This window comes from Mycobacterium sp. 29Ha, assembly GCF_032883055.1.
GTDB classification, from domain to species: Bacteria; Actinomycetota; Actinomycetes; order Mycobacteriales; family Mycobacteriaceae; genus Mycobacterium; species Mycobacterium gallinarum.
The window spans coordinates 265,248-281,781 of record NZ_JAMQTI010000005.1 but is presented as its reverse complement, the minus strand read 5'-3'; the positions used below and the strand labels follow the sequence as shown (position 1 = coordinate 281,781).

18 protein-coding genes are annotated in these 16,534 nt (G+C 64.8%); 10 read left to right on the top strand and 8 right to left on the bottom strand.

What is annotated here, in order from left to right; translation table 11 throughout:
• Positions 1–50: 50 nt before the first annotated feature.
• Positions 51–1,046, bottom strand: coding sequence for an LmeA family phospholipid-binding protein (locus tag M1248_RS09215; protein WP_410506645.1), 996 nt, complete (start codon positions 1,044–1,046; stop codon positions 51–53).
• A gap of 51 nt (positions 1,047–1,097) precedes the next feature.
• Positions 1,098–2,411, bottom strand: a complete 1,314-nt coding sequence (locus tag M1248_RS09210) for a S1C family serine protease (protein WP_163730369.1) — start codon at positions 2,409–2,411, stop codon at positions 1,098–1,100.
• Positions 2,412–2,499: 88 nt separating this feature from the next.
• Here M1248_RS09210 and M1248_RS09205 point away from each other — a divergent pair, with 88 nt between their 5' ends.
• Together M1248_RS09205 and M1248_RS09200 are read left to right on the top strand one after the other, a co-directional pair.
• Complete coding sequence (locus M1248_RS09205) at positions 2,500–3,675, top strand: acyltransferase (protein WP_317148147.1); 1,176 nt, start codon at positions 2,500–2,502, stop codon at positions 3,673–3,675.
• Between the two features lie 31 nt (positions 3,676–3,706).
• On the top strand, positions 3,707–4,000 hold the full coding sequence (locus tag M1248_RS09200) for a hypothetical protein (protein ID WP_174262090.1): 294 nt from the start codon (positions 3,707–3,709) through the stop codon (positions 3,998–4,000).
• Here the strand turns inward: M1248_RS09200 and M1248_RS09195 are convergent, their stop codons facing one another.
• Together M1248_RS09195 and M1248_RS09190 are read right to left on the bottom strand one after the other, a co-directional pair.
• The gene (locus tag M1248_RS09195; RefSeq protein ID WP_163730371.1) at positions 4,001–4,747 is read right to left on the bottom strand and encodes an alpha/beta fold hydrolase; all 747 of its coding nucleotides are present in this window, start codon (positions 4,745–4,747) and stop codon (positions 4,001–4,003) included. It abuts the gene before it with no gap.
• Complete coding sequence (locus tag M1248_RS09190) at positions 4,744–5,283, bottom strand: putative immunity protein (RefSeq protein WP_163730372.1); 540 nt, start codon at positions 5,281–5,283, stop codon at positions 4,744–4,746. The genes M1248_RS09195 and M1248_RS09190 overlap by 4 nt, the downstream gene beginning before the upstream one ends.
• Positions 5,284–5,474: 191 nt before the next feature.
• On the opposite strand from M1248_RS09190, the gene arr reads away from it, so the two are divergent.
• On the top strand, positions 5,475–5,903 hold the full coding sequence (gene arr / locus M1248_RS09185; protein WP_163730373.1) for an NAD(+)--rifampin ADP-ribosyltransferase: 429 nt from the start codon (positions 5,475–5,477) through the stop codon (positions 5,901–5,903).
• Positions 5,904–5,999: 96 nt separating this feature from the next.
• On the opposite strand, the gene M1248_RS09180 is transcribed toward arr, so the two are convergent.
• Both M1248_RS09180 and ychF read right to left on the bottom strand, forming a co-directional pair.
• The gene (locus tag M1248_RS09180; RefSeq protein WP_317148146.1) at positions 6,000–6,749 is read right to left on the bottom strand and encodes a hypothetical protein; all 750 of its coding nucleotides are present in this window, start codon (positions 6,747–6,749) and stop codon (positions 6,000–6,002) included.
• A 311-nt stretch (positions 6,750–7,060) separates the two neighbouring features.
• Positions 7,061–8,134, bottom strand: a complete 1,074-nt coding sequence (ychF, locus tag M1248_RS09175; protein ID WP_163730375.1) for a redox-regulated ATPase YchF — start codon at positions 8,132–8,134, stop codon at positions 7,061–7,063.
• Positions 8,135–8,218: 84 nt separating this feature from the next.
• On the opposite strand from ychF, the gene M1248_RS09170 reads away from it, so the two are divergent.
• Positions 8,219–9,241 carry a DUF6542 domain-containing protein gene (locus M1248_RS09170; protein ID WP_317148145.1) on the top strand — a complete coding sequence of 341 codons (1,023 nt, stop codon included), beginning with the start codon at positions 8,219–8,221 and terminating at the stop codon, positions 9,239–9,241.
• A 3-nt stretch (positions 9,242–9,244) separates the two neighbouring features.
• On the opposite strand, the gene M1248_RS09165 is transcribed toward M1248_RS09170, so the two are convergent.
• Entirely contained in the window at positions 9,245–10,246 is a 1,002-nt protein-coding gene (locus M1248_RS09165) for a 4-hydroxy-3-methylbut-2-enyl diphosphate reductase (protein WP_317148144.1), read from the bottom strand.
• A 54-nt stretch (positions 10,247–10,300) separates the two neighbouring features.
• Between M1248_RS09165 and M1248_RS09160 the strand changes: the two genes are divergently transcribed.
• From M1248_RS09160 to M1248_RS09145, 4 genes are read left to right on the top strand one after another with little or no spacing between them, the layout of a single operon-like run.
• Entirely contained in the window at positions 10,301–10,864 is a 564-nt protein-coding gene (locus M1248_RS09160) for a lipid droplet-associated protein (protein WP_317148143.1), read from the top strand.
• A gap of 21 nt (positions 10,865–10,885) precedes the next feature.
• The gene (xseA, locus tag M1248_RS09155) at positions 10,886–12,130 is read left to right on the top strand and encodes an exodeoxyribonuclease VII large subunit (protein WP_163730379.1); all 1,245 of its coding nucleotides are present in this window, start codon (positions 10,886–10,888) and stop codon (positions 12,128–12,130) included.
• The gene (locus M1248_RS09150) at positions 12,127–12,339 is read left to right on the top strand and encodes an exodeoxyribonuclease VII small subunit (protein WP_163730380.1); all 213 of its coding nucleotides are present in this window, start codon (positions 12,127–12,129) and stop codon (positions 12,337–12,339) included. The genes xseA and M1248_RS09150 overlap by 4 nt, the downstream gene beginning before the upstream one ends.
• 51 nt (positions 12,340–12,390) lie before the next feature.
• Positions 12,391–13,524: an NAD-dependent epimerase/dehydratase family protein gene (locus tag M1248_RS09145; protein ID WP_317148160.1), complete on the top strand. Its 1,134-nt coding sequence runs from the start codon at positions 12,391–12,393 to the stop codon at positions 13,522–13,524.
• A 21-nt stretch (positions 13,525–13,545) separates the two neighbouring features.
• On the opposite strand, the gene M1248_RS09140 is transcribed toward M1248_RS09145, so the two are convergent.
• Positions 13,546–13,824: a DUF1876 domain-containing protein gene (locus M1248_RS09140; protein ID WP_317148142.1), complete on the bottom strand. Its 279-nt coding sequence runs from the start codon at positions 13,822–13,824 to the stop codon at positions 13,546–13,548.
• Positions 13,825–14,034: 210 nt separating this feature from the next.
• On the opposite strand from M1248_RS09140, the gene M1248_RS09135 reads away from it, so the two are divergent.
• Positions 14,035–15,579 carry an arylsulfatase gene (locus tag M1248_RS09135; RefSeq protein ID WP_317148141.1) on the top strand — a complete coding sequence of 515 codons (1,545 nt, stop codon included), beginning with the start codon at positions 14,035–14,037 and terminating at the stop codon, positions 15,577–15,579.
• Positions 15,579–16,469 (top strand): HAD family hydrolase, encoded by an 891-nt coding sequence (locus M1248_RS09130; protein WP_317148140.1) that lies wholly within the window; start codon positions 15,579–15,581, stop codon positions 16,467–16,469. Before M1248_RS09135 ends, M1248_RS09130 begins: the two co-directional genes overlap by 1 nt.
• Positions 16,470–16,534: the final 65 nt, after the last annotated feature.

The following is a 16,534-nucleotide window of genomic DNA, read 5'->3' as shown; positions in this document are numbered from 1 at the left end:
TTTCGCTTATCTACACACCGTCACAGGCGACATTGCGCGAAAAATCCGGGCTAGAGGCGCGCGAAGCAGGGGTTGGCGTCCTCGTTGGGTATCGACGCGTTGCGGCTGGAGAACTTTCCGACGACTCCGGTGTCGGTCACGTCGACGCTGTCGGCGTGGATTCCCAGCGGATAGTTCTCGTTCAACTTCTTCGTCAATCCGTCCAGTGCGCCCTGCACACCATCCTTCGGCAGCGGGCCTGTCACCTCGAGAACTTCCAAATTCAAGTCACCGTCGGTGACGACGGGCTTGGCGGTGACGCGGTTGTCGCCGGCGTCCAGGATCACTGTTCCCGCCGCGGCGTCGGTGCGCACGCCTGTGACGAGATTGCCTACGCCAGGCAGGTTTTCGGCGACGGTGTCTTTGATACCGGCCGACCTCCAGCTGAGCGTCGCGTTGAGCGATCCGATCGTTCCCTTGGAATCTCCCGAGTCATGCAACCGCACGTCAGCGAGGGTGACTTCGGCCGTCATCCCCTTGGCGCTCTGCACGCGGTTGCCGTCGGTGGTGACCGAGATGTTGGTGTAGTCGCCGGTGATGTGCTGCCACAGGAAAGGCGGGTTCACGCCGAACGAAACGCTGGCGCCGTCCTCGACGACGCATTCGGCGACCTCGACCAGGATCGTGTCCGCGCGGTGCCGGGCGTAGAGCTCCGCACCCGCGAGTCCGCCGGCAATCAGAGCAAGCACGATGACGGAGGTCAGGATCACCGTCTGAGGGTTGCGGCGGCGCGGACCCCGGGGGCGGTCGGTGGAAGACGGTGCCGGTGACGCCGCCACCGGTGGAATCACCTGCGTCGGCCTCGCGTCGGCAGGCGACGGTGCCCGCCGGATTCGAGCGGTGCGCGGGGATCGGCGTGCTTTCGGGAGCTTTTCGGTCGGCGGCTCCACACGCGGCAGCTTTTCGGTCGGCGGCTCCGCACGCGGGAGCCGCCGCGTCGCCGGATCAGGCGGCGGCGTACGCCTGTCACGCCAATCGGGCTGACCGGGACGTTGCGGCGGTGTCACTTGCGCGATTGTGCCTTAACCGGGCCGGCTCGGAGGAAGTGTCCGCGCGACCTACGCCTGACCGAGTGTGACCTCGGCGGTCCCGTCCGCGCCGGACCTGTCGACGTAGCTGAGGGTGACAGTGTCTCCGGGTGCCTTCGCCCGCACCGCCGCGATCAGGGCCTCTGGGCCGTCGATCACCCGATCGTCGAGCTTGGTCACCACCACGCCGTCGGGCAATCCAGCCTCTGCGGCGGGTCCCCCGTCGACGACCCGTGCGATGGCCGCGCCGGGACCGTCGGCGTCGCTGCTGAGCTGCACCCCCAGCGAGCCATGGCTGGCCGTACCGTTCGATATCAGTTCTTCGGCGATGCGCTTGGCCTGATCCGAGGGGATCGCGAAGCCGAGGCCGATCGACCCGTTCGGCGGGCCGGACCCCTCCAGGCCGCCGCCGAGCGTCGCGATCGCGGAGTTGACCCCGATCAGTTCACCCTGCATGTTGACCAGTGCGCCACCTGAGTTGCCCGGGTTGATGGCCGCGTCGGTCTGGATCGCGTCGAGCACCGTCGGCTGTTCGCCTCCACCGCCGCCCGCGGAGACCGGCCGGTGCAGCGCGCTCACGATGCCCGTCGTCACTGTTCCCTGCAGACCCAGCGGCGAGCCGATGGCGACGACATTCTGGCCGACCTGGACATCGGCGGACGATCCGATCGTGATCGGCGTGAGTCCTGAAACCCCTTGGGCGCGAACCACGGCGATGTCGCCTGCCGGATCTGTCCCGACGACCTCAAAGGGCACCGTCTGACCGTTGGAGAAGGAGACGGTGGCACGGGTGCCGCGGCCGTTCCGCGACGCAGCCTCGGAGACCACGTGATTGTTGGTCAGAATCAGCCCGTCCGAGGTGAGGACGATGCCCGAACCTTCACCACTCGAGTTACCCGTGTCGATCTGCAACTTGACGACACTCGGCATCACCTTGGCGGCGACCTCTTCGACCGAGCCTGCGGGCGCGCTCGCCGCGGGCCTGGTGGACGGCTCTTGAGTCACCGCGGACTGTGCGACGGGCGCGGGGTCCGACTGACCCGCCACTACCGCCGCACCGATCCCGCCGCTCACCACGGCCACAGCGACGGCCCCACCGATCATCTTGACCCGACCATGCGAGCGGCTCTTGCGCTGGACAGCGATGGGGCCCGTAATCTCCTCACGCGCACTGTGATACGAATCATAGGGCTGCGTGATAACCGCTTGACCAGCGTAGCGCCAGTCATAGGGAGAGCGATTCGATCCTGTCGTGACGTCAGTCGGGTGCCCTTGTCCCCTAGCATGATCCGCATACGGCGGACGGGAGGGACGTCGCGGGGCGCGCGGCGGGGTGTTGGTCATGACGTCTTGGTCGCTCCTGAATCTTGGTATTGCACAGTTGATTAGACCAGCATGCCGCCGCCATCTGAGAGTGAACTGAGAGTTACCTATGGAGAGTCGACGACTTTTCCTGTCCCGCAGCGAGGATCGAGTGGCGTCGCTCACCGGTCTGCGCGCGGTCGCGGCGCTGCTCATCGTGGGCACCCACGCGGCGTATGGCACCGGGCAGTTATCGAATAGTTATCTCGGGACACTTTATGCGCGTTTGGAAGTCGGCGTCCCCATCTTCTTCGTGCTTTCGGGCTTCCTGCTGTTCCGACCGTGGGTGCGGGCGACTGCCGACGGAGCACCGACACCGTCGTTGCGCCGCTACGTATCTCGGCGCATTCGTCGCATTGTGCCGCCCTATTTCGTCGTGGTCCTCATCGCGTATGCGCTGTACCACTTCCGGGACGCCGGGCCCAATCCCGGGCACAACTGGAAGGGTCTACTGGAGCACCTCACCCTGACCCAGATCTATGAACCGGTCTACTTCTACGTCATGCATCAGGGTTTGACTCAGACCTGGAGTCTGGCAGTCGAATTCGCCTTCTATGCGGTGCTGCCGCTGCTGGCGGGGCTGCTGCTGAGGGTGCTCTGCAAGGGGGCTTGGCGGCCGCGGCCAATACTCGCAGGACTGGGTTGTCTGGCCGCGATCACACCGGCGTGGCTGTCGCTCCAATACGGGACCGACTGGCTGCCCACCTCGGCAGGCATGTGGCTGCCCGCGCATCTGCTCTACTTCGTGGGCGGAATGACACTGGCGGTGCTGCAGGTCATCGGAGCGCGCGTATCGCTGCTCATTGCGGGTGCGGTCGCGGTACTCAGTTATCTGATCGTGTCCACGCCGATCGCCGGGGACGTCATCGCCGGGGAGACCTCGCTGTGGCAGACCCTGGTGAAAGTCGCGCTGTACGCGGCCATCGCGTGCGCCGCGGTTTCGGCGTTGGTGCTCAGGGAGAGCCACGGGTTCGAACGACTTCTGAATGCATCTCCCGTGGTCTGGCTCGGCGAGATCTCCTACGAGGTCTTCCTGCTGCACGTGATCACGATGGAGATCGTGATGGCGTCGGTACTGAACTGGCCGGTCTTCACAGGATCGTGGGCCGTCGTCGTGGTGCTCACCGTGGCGATGACGGTTCCGTCGGCCTGGCTACTCCATCGCTGGACGCGGGCCGCCTGGGCTACCTCTGGCCCTCCCGCGAACACACCGCAGTCGATCGCACGTGTAGCTGCCGTCCCTTGATAGCGTCCGAAGCGATGGGCAGGGCGAACGCGTGACGATCGTGGTGATGGATGGCCCGACGGCATCCGCGCTGGCGCAGATCCTGCCGTTGCTGCTGCTGACGTTGATCATCGAATTGCGGCGTACGGCGTTGCATCGCAAGGTTTCCCGTACCACCCTGGTGGCATTCTTCGTGTTGTTCGGCGTCATCGAGACGGTCTTGGTGCTGTCGATCGACGGTGAGCTCTATCCGTTCCAGTGGGGCGATCTACTGTCCGCGATCACCATTTTCGGGTTGCTCGCCGCGATCCTCGGGATCTCCCTCATGGAACCGCGCGAGTTCTGACTAGTCGAGGCCACCCCAGAACTCGTTGAGTACCGCCGCGCTGTGGGCGGGATCCTCCACCATCCACCAGTGCCCCAATCCGTCGAGGACCTCGGTGCGCGCGCCGGCTCGGTCGGCTGCGCGACGGCGGATTTCGGCGGAGCCGACGTAGGTGTCCTCGGTGGCCAGAATGGATAGGCCCGGTCGGGCCGCCGCGTTCTCCAGCTCGCGACCGGCTTGCGCCAATGCCGGCTGCGCCGCCGAGCGGTATACCAGCAGGATGGCCCGGCCCAGGTCCGGATCCTGGCCCGCAGCGATCTCAGTCCCCACCTCGATCGGCATACCGCCCAGGGCGTAGGCGGCTGCCCGATCCTCAGCAGTGCCGCCGAGGAAGGCCTCGACCATCTCCTCGCCCTCGCCGGGCGTCTGCCACACCTGTGCCAGGTCGTGCCACACGTAGTCGGGGTCGAACATCCCGACGACGTCGCTGACCCAGCTGCGGACGAGCTCGGGCCGATGGATCATCGCGTTGACCACGTGGATACCGCCGAAGTCGTGGCCGACGAGGTCGATCGGCCCGTTGATGCCTTCGAGCTGCTCCTCGAGCCAGTCGCGGTACGCGAGGTAGGTCGCCGAGAATCCCTCGGGCAGCGGGACGCCGAACCCCGGCGGTGACAACCGCACCACGTCTTCGCGACCCAGGGCTGAGACGAGCGGGCCCCAAAGCGCTTCGGTCTCAGGATTGCCGTGCACCAGAACGATCGTCATGGGCGGCATCCTCGCACGCGCAGCGAGGCGTCCAACGCCGACATGAGCTGTGCCGAGCGACTCTTGCCGGTACGCGCCACGGGATACCTGCGCAGAACGGCGATCAGCGTCGGCGTCGCCCCGTCGCCGGCCTGGTCGATGAATCTGGCGCCAACATCAGGATCGTCGCCGGCCTCGATCTCGGCAATGCGGGCAGCGTTCGCCGCGGCGCGAAGGATGTGTCCGACCTGGTGGTCCTGCGCAATCGGATGCAGATAGGCGGCGGCGGCCGCGTCACCGGCGGCCTGCGCCGCCAAGCGCGCACTCTCTGTGGGAGCGGCACGTGCGGCGCGGTGGGCATTCATGGCGGTCACGCGCTGCAGCCGACTTCTCGGCGCCCCGTTGATGAACTCCCAAGCCGCCTCGATGGCCGCACGCGCACGATCATCGTCGGGCATCACACGCTCGAAATGGCACAGCACGTCTTCTGCCGACTCTGCGACGTAGCGGGCAACCTCACGCAACTCGTCGGCGGTCAGCTCGAAATCGCCTGCCACACAACGACGGTAGCACCGCGGTCTGATTGCGCTCGGCGCCTCGGTGTACCAGGTGGCCACGTTCGGCCCCCGCGGGAGAAGGGCACCCGGTGGCTCCCACTTCAAAATATGACAGACCCCGGGGCTTGCGGCAAGACCCCCTCGGTGGTTCACACTCGTCCGACCAGACCATCCGACGGACGGAGAACTTCGTGACAAACAGCCCGAAACCTTTTGAGCCACATGAGTCGGGCGCGTTCCTGCACGGCACCAAGGCCGACCTTGCGGTCGGCGATCTGCTGGTGCCCGGGTATCGGATGAACTACGACGCGGGACGCAGCGCCAACCACGTCTATGTGACCCGGACACTCGACGCCGCTACCTGGGGAGCCGAGCTGGCGGTCGGCGAGGGCCGGGGCCGCATATACCTCGTGGAACCGACGGGTCCCGTGGAGGACGATCCGAATGTGACGGACAAACGACTACCGGGAAACCCGACTCACTCGTATCGCACCAGGGAGCCCGTCAGAATCGTCGGCGAGATCGCGGACTGGGTTGGTCACTCCCCGGAACAGATTCAAGCCATGCGTGACGCATTGGCCGACCTCGCGCGGCGCGGACTGGACGTGATCTACGACTGATCCTCCAGATAGACCGGCACTCGACGACGTCACCATCGGCCACTCGCGGGCACTAGTCGGTTCCTCCGCCCTCGTGGATGCGCAACGTTCACGCGTTTACGATCGACCCATTTCGTCCAAGGCGACGCGCAGGGAAGTACTGGGGATCTTGACCACCCCGCCGTAAGGCTGATCCATTTCGAGCATCATGAAGATCGGCCCGGCGAGTGCAATTGCGGCGACCAGCAATGCCGCGATTACGCTTGCATTCCGCGGTGCGAACAGCCCGAAACTGGCAAAGATCACCGTGAGCCAACCTACGACAACAACGAAGAACGCCCATGGGAATCGGCTTCCGATTTGTTCGAAGGTCGTCCACCGCGACTGCGCAATCGTGTTGGTGCTCTCGAGCGCGTTGGAGCGCAGCCACTTCTGTCGTTCCGTCTGCGGTGAGAGTTCAAAGAGGTCCCGCTGAACCACAATGATGCCGGGCCCACTGCCGAGCGGCGTGAGCGACACCGCACCGCCTTCCTCCGGCCAAATCTGACTTATGCGTTGTGCAAGCAGATCCTTGGCCAACGCTCGGATTGGGGCGGTCTCTGGCCCGTACTCGGCCAGGGTCCGATCAAGCATGATGAATTGCACTCCGGCACTTCGTAATTCACTCTCTTTCTCGGCGAGCGAGCTGATGGATGAGCCGGTGAGGAGCCCGAGCACCACCGCCGATAGCGTCCCGAGCGTGGCCATTATGGTCCTGATGGTGTCTCGTGACTCGCTGCTCATATGCGGGTCGGGAAGGATCTTTCCGAGGAACATCCCCAACAATGAGCCGCCGAAGATGATCGCGAAGACAACGATGCCGATCAAGATGTCCTTCACTTAGCCCCCCGCTCCCCACCGCGAGAACTCGAAGATCGTTTGCGGCCGCATTCAACGTACTGCGTGGCGTCCGGAGCATATGGATGATCGAAAAGGTTGCCTTCCATCGTCTGGACGGTCAGCCCTCACCGGGAACCGGCGGGATTGGCGACGGCCTGCACGTCTGCCATGTATTGCCATACGCAGTGTGCATCTGACAGCCCAGCGAAAGATATATATGCGTCGTGAACCTTTCAGCCTGACATTGCGATCGGCAACACGCTCAGTCGGCTGAGGCTGATCGTTTAATCGGAATACAGTCACACGTTGAAACGGAACTCGACCACGTCGCCGTCGGCCATCACGTAGTCCTTGCCCTCCATCCGGACCTTGCCGGCAGCCTTCGCGGCGGCCATCGATCCGGCTTCGATCAGGTCGTCATACGAGACGATCTCGGCCTTGATGAAGCCCTTCTCGAAATCGGTGTGAATGACCCCGGCCGCCTTCGGCGCCGTGTCACCCTGGTGAATCGTCCACGCGCGCGCCTCTTTCGGGCCTGCCGTCAGATACGTCTGCAGCTTCAGTGTGTGAAAGCCCGCCCGCGCCAACGCATCCAGACCGCGTTCGGTCTGGCCGATCGACTCCAACAGCTCGGCGGCCGACTCCTCGTCGAGCTCCTGCAGTTCCGCTTCGATCTTGGCGTCGAGGAACACCGCATCCGCGGGCGCCACCATCTCCCGCAACTCCGCAACCCGCGCTTCGTCGGTGAGCACACCCTCGTCGGCGTTGAACACGTAGAGAAACGGCTTCGTCGTCAAGAGGTTGAGTTCGCGCAACAGCGCTGAATCAAAACTTGCGCCGAACAACGTTGTGCCGCCGTTGAGAATCTCCTGGGCCGCCACCGCGGCGTCGTACACCGGGCGGCGGTCCTTGTGGGTCCGCGCTTCCTTCTCCAGGCGCGGCAGCGCGCGCTCCAGCGTCTGCATATCGGCGAGGATCAGCTCGGTCTCGATCACCTCGATGTCGGACTTCGGGTCGATGCGGCCGTCGACGTGCGCCACATCGTCGTCGGTGAAGACTCGGACGACCTGGCAGATCGCGTCGCTCTCGCGAATGTTGGCCAGGAACTTGTTTCCCAGACCCGCGCCCTCGGACGCGCCTTTGACTATTCCGGCGATGTCGACGAACGTGACCGGCGCATGGACGATCTTTTCCGAGCCGAACATCTTCGCGAGCTCCGTGAGCCTCGGATCGGGCAACGGGACGACACCCTCGTTCGGCTCGATCGTCGCGAACGGGTAGTTCGCGGCCAGCACGTCGTTTCGCGTCAACGCGTTGAACAGCGTCGACTTACCGACGTTCGGCAGTCCTACGATTCCGAGATTCAGGCTCACAGGAACGACAGTCTAGGAGACTGTGACGCGCTCGCCAGCAGCGCGCTCACAGCCTCGCTGAGCAATAGCCGGTACGGTCTACGTGTGTCAGCACAGCGCGCGAGGTCGGCCGTCGCGGCCGACCATCGTTCCGTGCACCCCAACATCCCGGGTGTCCCCTGGTGGGGTGCGGTGCTCATCGCCGCGACATTGATGGCGGTCGGGTTCGCCTACGACGCCGGTTCGGGGGCCAAAGAACTGACGTCCGTGTTTGCCGGCACCTATGTGGTCGGCTGTATCTTCGCGGTGCTCGCGGTGCGACAGTCCGGCGTCTTCACCGCCGTCATACAGCCGCCGCTGCTGCTGTTCGGCGCCGTCCCCAGCGCGTACTTCGTATTCACCGACAGCACGCTCTCGAATTTCAAAGACACACTGATCAACTGCGCCTACCCGCTGATCGAACGCTTCCCGCTGATGTTCTTCACATCTGCTGTGGTGTTGCTCATAGGCATGGCGCGTTGGTATTCCGGAATGTCCGCACGCCGCGTCACGCCCGCCGCGACGGACAAGGACGAGACCAGCGAGGGTTCTCTGGTAGCCGCGGTGACCGCCAAGGTGTCCGCGCTGCTGGCCGGCCTTGGTTCCAAGACCAAAGTCGAGGATGCCGACGAAAAGCCGCGCCGCCGCACCAGCGCGGAGCGCCCCAGCCGAGCGTCGGGTCGCTCCGGCAGACCCGCAAGCCGCACCGCCCCACCGCGTTCCCGGCACGCCCGCCCCCCCGAATCGGAGTACGAACCCGGCGACCGGCCACGGCGGCCGCGCCCCAGCCGACAGGCCGAGCCGCCCATGGAGCCGCCGCGCCGCAAGCCCCGGCCGGGGTCGAGCCAGCGCAGGGCCACGCCGCCGCCGGAACGACGCAGCGGATACGAGCGTCCCGAGCGTCGACGCCGCTACGACGACGACCCGCCCCTGCACGGCAGCAACGTCAGCGGCACGCATCACCCGGTCTCGCGGGTGCGCTACCGAGGATCGGAAGACGGCGGAGATGCCGGAGACTACGCGCAGTATCGGCGGCCGCCGCGGTCAGCGCGCGACCGCGCCGTCGAAAGCTGGGAGTACGACATCTGACCGCTAGACGCGGGCCGGCCGGATCTCTCTGGGCAGGGCGAAGACCAGCGTCTCGTTGGCTGTGGTGACCGGCTGCACCGTGTCGTAGCCGTACTCGGCGAGACGCTCGAGCACACCGCGCACCAGCAATTCCGGCACCGACGCACCCGATGTGACGCCGACGGTCGTCACCCCTTCGAGCCACGCCGGGTCGATGTCCTCGGCGTAGTCGACCAGATAGGCGGCATCGGAACCCGCGTTGAGCGCGACCTCCACCAACCGCACGGAGTTCGACGAGTTGCGTGACCCCACAACGATCACCAGCTGGCATTCCGGCGCCATGGCCTTGACCGCGACCTGGCGGTTCTGGGTGGCGTAGCAGATGTCGTCGCTGGGCGGATCCTGCAGCGTCGGGAAGCGTTCGCGCAGCCGGCGCACGGTCTCCATCGTCTCGTCCACGCTCAGCGTGGTCTGCGACAGCCAGATGATCTTGTTCTCGTCGCGGATCGTGACGTTGTCCACGGAATCGGGACCGTCGACCAGCTGCACGTGGTCGGGCGCCTCACCGGCGGTGCCGACCACCTCCTCGTGGCCCTCGTGGCCGATCAGCAGAATGTCGTAATTGTCCCGGGCGAAACGCTTGGCCTCGTTGTGCACCTTGGTCACCAGCGGGCAGGTGGCGTCGATAACCTTCAGATTGCGCTCGGCGGCGTTCTGATGCACCGTCGGGGCCACGCCGTGGGCAGAGAACACCACGATGGCCCCCTCGGGCACCTCGTCGGTCTCGTCGACGAAGATCGCGCCCGCCTTGGCCAGCGTCTCCACGACGTGCACGTTGTGGACGATCTCGTGGCGCACGTACACCGGCGCGCCGTGCTTCTCCAGTGCGCGCTCCACGGTCTCGACGGCGCGGTCGACCCCAGCGCAGTAGCCGCGCGGCTCGGCCAGCAGCACCCGTTTGCCCGCGACGCCACCGGTGACCGAGCTCGAAGCGCCCGGGATCCCCATATTGATAGTCGGTGGCATGTTTCCAAGGGTACTGACCCGCGGGCTCAACTGGCCAACCGTAGGGTGGAGCACATGGCAACCGCACCGTATGGGGTCCGTCTGCTGGTCGGGGCGGCAGTGACCGCCATCGAGGAAACCCGCAAGATTCCGCAGACCATCCTCACCTACCCGATGACCGTGGCCAGCCAGCTCGCCCATCTCGTCATGAAGATGCAACAAGATGTCGCTGACCTGGTCATCAAGGGCGACGAGGCCCTCGAGTCGCTCTTCCCCCCGAAGGACGAGCAGCCCGAATGGGCCACCTTCGACGAGGACCTCGACGACGCCCCTGCGACGCCGGTGGCCGACGGGGAACGCCTCACCGAGGGGCGATTCGCGCTCTTCACCGGCGGCGAACCCGCGACCGACAAGAAGTCCGAGCCTGAGCCGATCGTGCGGACGACGTCGGAGAGCGTGCCCGAGATCGTCGAGGAGCTCGAATACGAGACGCTCACCCTGGCACAGCTGCGGGCACGCCTGACAACGCTGCGGGTCGCCGACCTCGAGGCCCTCCTCGCGTACGAGGAAGCCTCCAAGGCGCGCGCACCCTTCCAGACGCTGCTTTCCAACAGGATCACTCGCGCGACCGCGAAGTGACGACCCCAGCCGCGCGGGAACATGACGGACGCCGAGCCGGGTAAGTCCCCCGACAACCCCTGGCCCGTTCGCGCGGTTTCCACCCGCGTCGCCAAGTACATCGACAAACTCGGCACCATTTGGGTCGAGGGTCAGATCGCCCAGTTGAACCTGCGGCCCACCGTCGCGTTCATCATGCTTCGCGACCCGGCCGCCGACATGTCGCTGTCCGTGGTGTGCCCACGCGACCTGGTCGAGAACGCGCCGGTCGAACTGGCCGAGGGCGTGCAGGTCATCATGTTCGGCAAGCTGGCGTTTCACACCGCACGGGGCTCAGTCTCTTTGCGCGTCAGCGAGATTCGCGCTGTCGGCCTCGGCGAGCTGCTCGAGCGTATCGAGCGATTGCGCAAACTGCTGGAGGCCGAGGGTCTGTTCGATCCGCGTCTCAAACGGCCGCTGCCCTTTTTGCCGCACACCATCGGATTGATCACCGGGCGCGCCTCGGCTGCCGAACGCGACGTCGTTTCCGTCGCGCAAAATCGTTGGCCCGCAGTGCGGTTTGCGATCCGCAACACGGCGGTCCAGGGCCCCAACACGGTGTCGCAGGTCGTCGACGCGCTGCGTGAGCTGGACGCCGACCCCGACGTCGACGTCATCGTGATCGCCCGCGGCGGTGGTGACATCGACGCGCTGCTGCCCTTCTACGACGAAACGCTGTGCCGCGAGATCGTCAGGTGCACAACGCCGGTCGTGAGCGCCATCGGTCACGAGCCCGACAATCCGCTGTGCGATCTGGTCGCGGACGTACGCGCCGCCACACCGACCGACGCGGCCAAACGCATCGTTCCCGACGCCGCCGCCGAGCAGGCCGGCATCCGGGATCTGTGCCGGCGCGGCGGTCGTGCACTGCGGAACTGGGTGCACCGTGAACAACACCACTTGGACCAGTTGCGCAGCAGGCCGGTGCTCGCCGCACCGCTCGCCGCAATCACCGCCCGTTCCGACGAGGTGCATCGCGCCCGTGCGGCCGCCCGTCGCGACATCGCCCGCCTGGTGGCCGCCGAAGCCGACCGGGTCGAGCACCTGTCGGCGCGGCTGGCCACACTGGGACCCGCGGCGACGCTCGCCCGCGGCTACGCGGTGGTGCAGACACTGACGGATGCCTCGAGCACTGGGAGGGTGCTGCGGACCGCCGCCGACGCGCCGTCAGGCGTCCGGCTTCGGATCCGGGTGGCCGACGGCGCGATCACGGCTGTCAGCGACGGCCCAGAAGGGGAGTGTGAATGAAGCCCATTAGTCAGCTGGGATACGAAGAAGCTCGCGATGAGCTGATTGCCGTGGTGCAGCAGTTAGAGCAGGGCGGACTCGACCTGGACACCTCGCTGAAGTTGTGGGAACGGGGCGAAGAGCTGGCCAAACGATGCGAGGAGCACCTCGCCGGGGCACGTAAGCGGGTGGAGGATGCGCTGGCCGCCAAGGACCCGGGAGAAAGTTGAGATCGGAACGATTTCCGACATTGAGGGTCGAAACTGTAACACGTTTCAGTTATTCTGCTCGGCATGGGTGATTCAACGTTGACCACCGAACTCGGCCGCGTCCTCGTCACCGGCGGCTCCGGATTCGTCGGCGCCAACCTGGTGACCGAGCTACTGGAGCGCGGACACGACGTTCGCTCGTTCGATCGCGCCCCCTCGCCGCTGGCCGCACATCCGCGCCTCGAGGTCCTCGAGGGCGACATCTGCGACGAAGAGACCGTCGCCGCCGCCGTCGCCGGCGTCGACACCGTCTTCCACACCGCCGCGATCATCGACCTGATGGGCGGCGCGTCGGTCACCGAGGAATACCGCAGGCGCAGCTTCTCGGTCAACGTCACAGGCACCGAGAACCTGGTGCATGCCGCGCAGGCGGCCGGGGTGAAGCGCTTCGTCTACACCGCATCCAACAGCGTCGTGATGGGCGGCAAGAAGATCTCCGGCGGAGACGAAACCCTGCCCTACACCGAACGGTTCAACGACCTCTACACCGAGACGAAGGTGGCCGCGGAGAAGTTCGTGCTAGCCGCCAACGGTGGCGAAGATGGAGCTGGACTACTCACCTGCTCGGTCCGGCCGAGTGGCATCTGGGGCCGAGGCGATCAGACGATGTTCCGCAAGGTGTTCGAGAGCGTGCTCGCCGGACACGTCAAGGTGTTGGTCGGCGGCAAGAACGTCAAGCTCGACAACTCGTACGTGCACAACCTGATTCACGGTTTCATCCTCGCCGCGCAGCATCTGGTGCCCGGCGGGAGCGCACCGGGCCAGGCGTACTTCATCAACGACGGCGACCCGATCAACATGTTCGAGTTCTCCCGGCCCGTCGTGGAGGCGTGCGGCCAGCGTTACCCCAAGATCCGCGTGCCCGGCCGGCTGGTGTGGTTCGCGATGACGGTGTGGCAGTGGTTCCATTTCAAGTTCGGCCTCCCCAAGCCGATGATCGAACCCCTCGGCGTCGAACGGCTGTACCTCGACAACTATTTCTCTATCGCGAAAGCGAAGCGCGACCTCGGGTACGAACCGCTGTTCACGACCGAGCAGGCAATGAAAGAGTGCTTGCCCTACTACGTCGACCTTTTCCACCAGATGAAGAACGAAGGCGATGCGCCGGCGGTCAGCGTCGCCGGCACAGCACCGCCCGAAGGCTGATCCCTTTCGCCGTACCGCGCCTCAGCTGACGAGGTGGACGGGGTGTCGGGTGACCGCCTCGATCCGCGACCCGGCCCGGTGTAAGAGTTCGGTCCCGAGGGCGATCAGCCCACGCGCCGCGGCGATCTCCTCACCGATCATGGGCTGACTGGGGTCCCTGGGGTTGCGGCGGGCGTCCCCGACGGCGGTCATGCTGTCGCCGTCGTCGAAGTCGACGCGGACGGTCGCATGCGTATGCGTCTCGTCCTCATCGAACCGGATCTCGATGCGCCACGTGTTGGTCAGATCTCTGTCGTACATGTTTGGGTCTCCGCCCTCTGCCTGGTACGTACAGCCTGCGCCTCTCCGGGCGTTTGCGGGCGAAAACTGCCAGGTAAGTATCCGCTGAGAGCCGCGGCGAAGTGCCGCGCAAACGGCCTGGAGCGGAATAATGTCGAAGACTTCCTGGCAAGCGACTGATAGGCCAGACCTTCCGCGTACGGCCGCGACAATTCAAGAAGGAGATCGTGCATGCCTGACAAAAAACCGAACATTCTCGTCATCTGGGGTGACGACATCGGGATCTCTAATCTGAGCTGCTACAGCCGGGGATTGATGGGGTACTTCACTCCCAACATCGACCGGATCGCAGACGAGGGAATGCTTTTCACCGATTCCTACGGTGAACAGAGCTGTACCGCCGGGCGGTCGTCGTTCATCACCGGGCAGAGCGTCTACCGCACCGGCATGAGCAAGGTCGGCATGCCCGGCGTCGACATCGGCCTGCAAAAGGAAGACCCGACGATCGCCGAACTCCTCAAGCCGATGGGTTATGCAACCGGACAGTTCGGCAAGAACCACCTAGGCGACCTCAACAAGTTTCTGCCGACCGCGCACGGATTCGACGAGTTCTTCGGCAACCTGTACCACCTCAACGCCGAGGAAGAACCCGAGCATGAGGACTATCCGACGGCCGACGAGGCGCCATTACTCCGCAAGGCACTGCTGCCGCGTGGCGTCATCCACTCCTGGGCAACCGAGGAGGACTCCGGAGAAGTCGATGACCGGTACGGCCCCGTCGGCAAGCAACGGATCGAGGACACGGGGCCGCTGACGAAGGAGCGAATGGAGACCATCGACGACGAGACGACGTCAGCGTGTGTGGATTTCATCCGGCATCAGCACGAGGCGGACACTCCGTTCTTCGTGTGGATGAACATGACGCATATGCACTTCCGGACCCACACGAAGCCCGAGAGCCGCGGGCAGGCGGGACGCTGGCAGTCGCCGTACCACGACACGATGATCGACCATGACCGCAATGTCGGCACGCTGCTGGATCTCGTCGACGAACTCGGGATCGCTGAAGACACCATCGTCATCTACAGCACCGACAACGGCCCGCACGCGAACAGTTGGCCAGATGGTGCCACCACCCCGTTCCGCAGCGAGAAGGCCACCAACTGGGAGGGAGCCTTCCGAATCCCGGAGATGATCCGCTGGACAGGAAAAATCAAGCCACGCACCGTTTCGAATGAGATTGTCCAGCATCATGATTGGCTGCCGACATTCCTCGCCGCCGCGGGCGATGCCGACATCGTCGAGAAGCTCAAGAAGGGTCACAAAGCCGGCGACATGACCTACAAGGTACACATCGACGGCTACAACCTGCTGCCGTACCTCACCGGCCAAGTCGACCAGAGCCCTCGGCGGGGAATGATCTACTTCTCCGACGACGGAGACGTACTGGGAATCCGCGCCGAGAATTGGAAGATCGTGTTCATGGAGCAGCGCTGCCCAGGCACTCTGCAGGTGTGGTTCGAACCGTTCACCCCGCTACGCGCACCGAAGCTGTTCAATCTACGCACTGATCCGTACGAGCACGCTGATGTTACGTCAAACACCTACTGGGACTGGCTTATTGATCGTCTCTACCTGATGTTCTACGGGTCGGCGATCGTCAACCAGTTCCTGGAGACCTTCAAGGAGTTCCCGCCACGGCAGGAACCGGCGTCGTTCACCATCAACAACGCGGTCGAGGAACTGGAGAAGTTCCTGGCCACCCGGGGCGGCTGATGCTCGAGTCGTGGACCGACGGACCTACGAAGTCGGCCATCGTCGACTTCGTAGCGCGGGTCACCTCCGAGGGTCCGGATTACGTTGCCCCCGACGCGCGAGTCGCCGTGTTCGACAACGACGGCACGCTGTGGTGCGAGAAGCCGATGTACATCCAGCTGGATTTCCTCCTTCGGCGGTTCAAGGAGCAGGCCGAAGCGACTCCGTCGCTGCGCGATCAACAGCCCTACAAGGCTGCTTATTCCGGCGACCTCCAATGGCTGGGCAACGCGGTCACGAAGCACTACCAGGGCGACGACACCGACCTGAAACCCTTGATGGGCGCGATACTGCGAGCCCATCACGAGATCACGGTCGAGGAGCATGCTGGCCGGGTCAACACGTTCTTCGCCGACGCGAAGCACCCGACACTTGGCAGGGCCTACACGTCATGTGGGTATCAGCCGATGGTGGACCTGCTCCGCCATCTCGAGGCCAATGGCTTCACCAACTACATCGTCTCCGGTGGCGGCCGCGACTTCATGCGCCCGGTTACCAGTGCGCTGTATGGCATTCCGCCCGAACGGGTGGTGGGCAGTTCGGTAGGCCTGGTCTATCGGGGCGGACATCTTTACACGACAGACCAACCGGAGTTCCTCGATGACGGCCCCATCAAACCCGTCCGGCTGTGGAGCCGAATCGGACGCCGCCCGATCTTCGCTGCAGGCAACTCCAACGGCGACATCGAGATGCTCGAGTTCACCGACGGCTTCCGCCTCTTGATCTTGCATGACGACGCAGACCGCGAATTCGATTACACCGCAGGCGCGGAGAAGTCATTGAAACAGGCGGCGACCGATGACTGGACAGTCGTCAGCATGAAGAATGACTGGACGACGGTGTTCGCCTAGTGTGCACACAGATCGGCGAATCAACTCGATACGCCCTGATTCTCGATCTCAATGCACACTTGAAG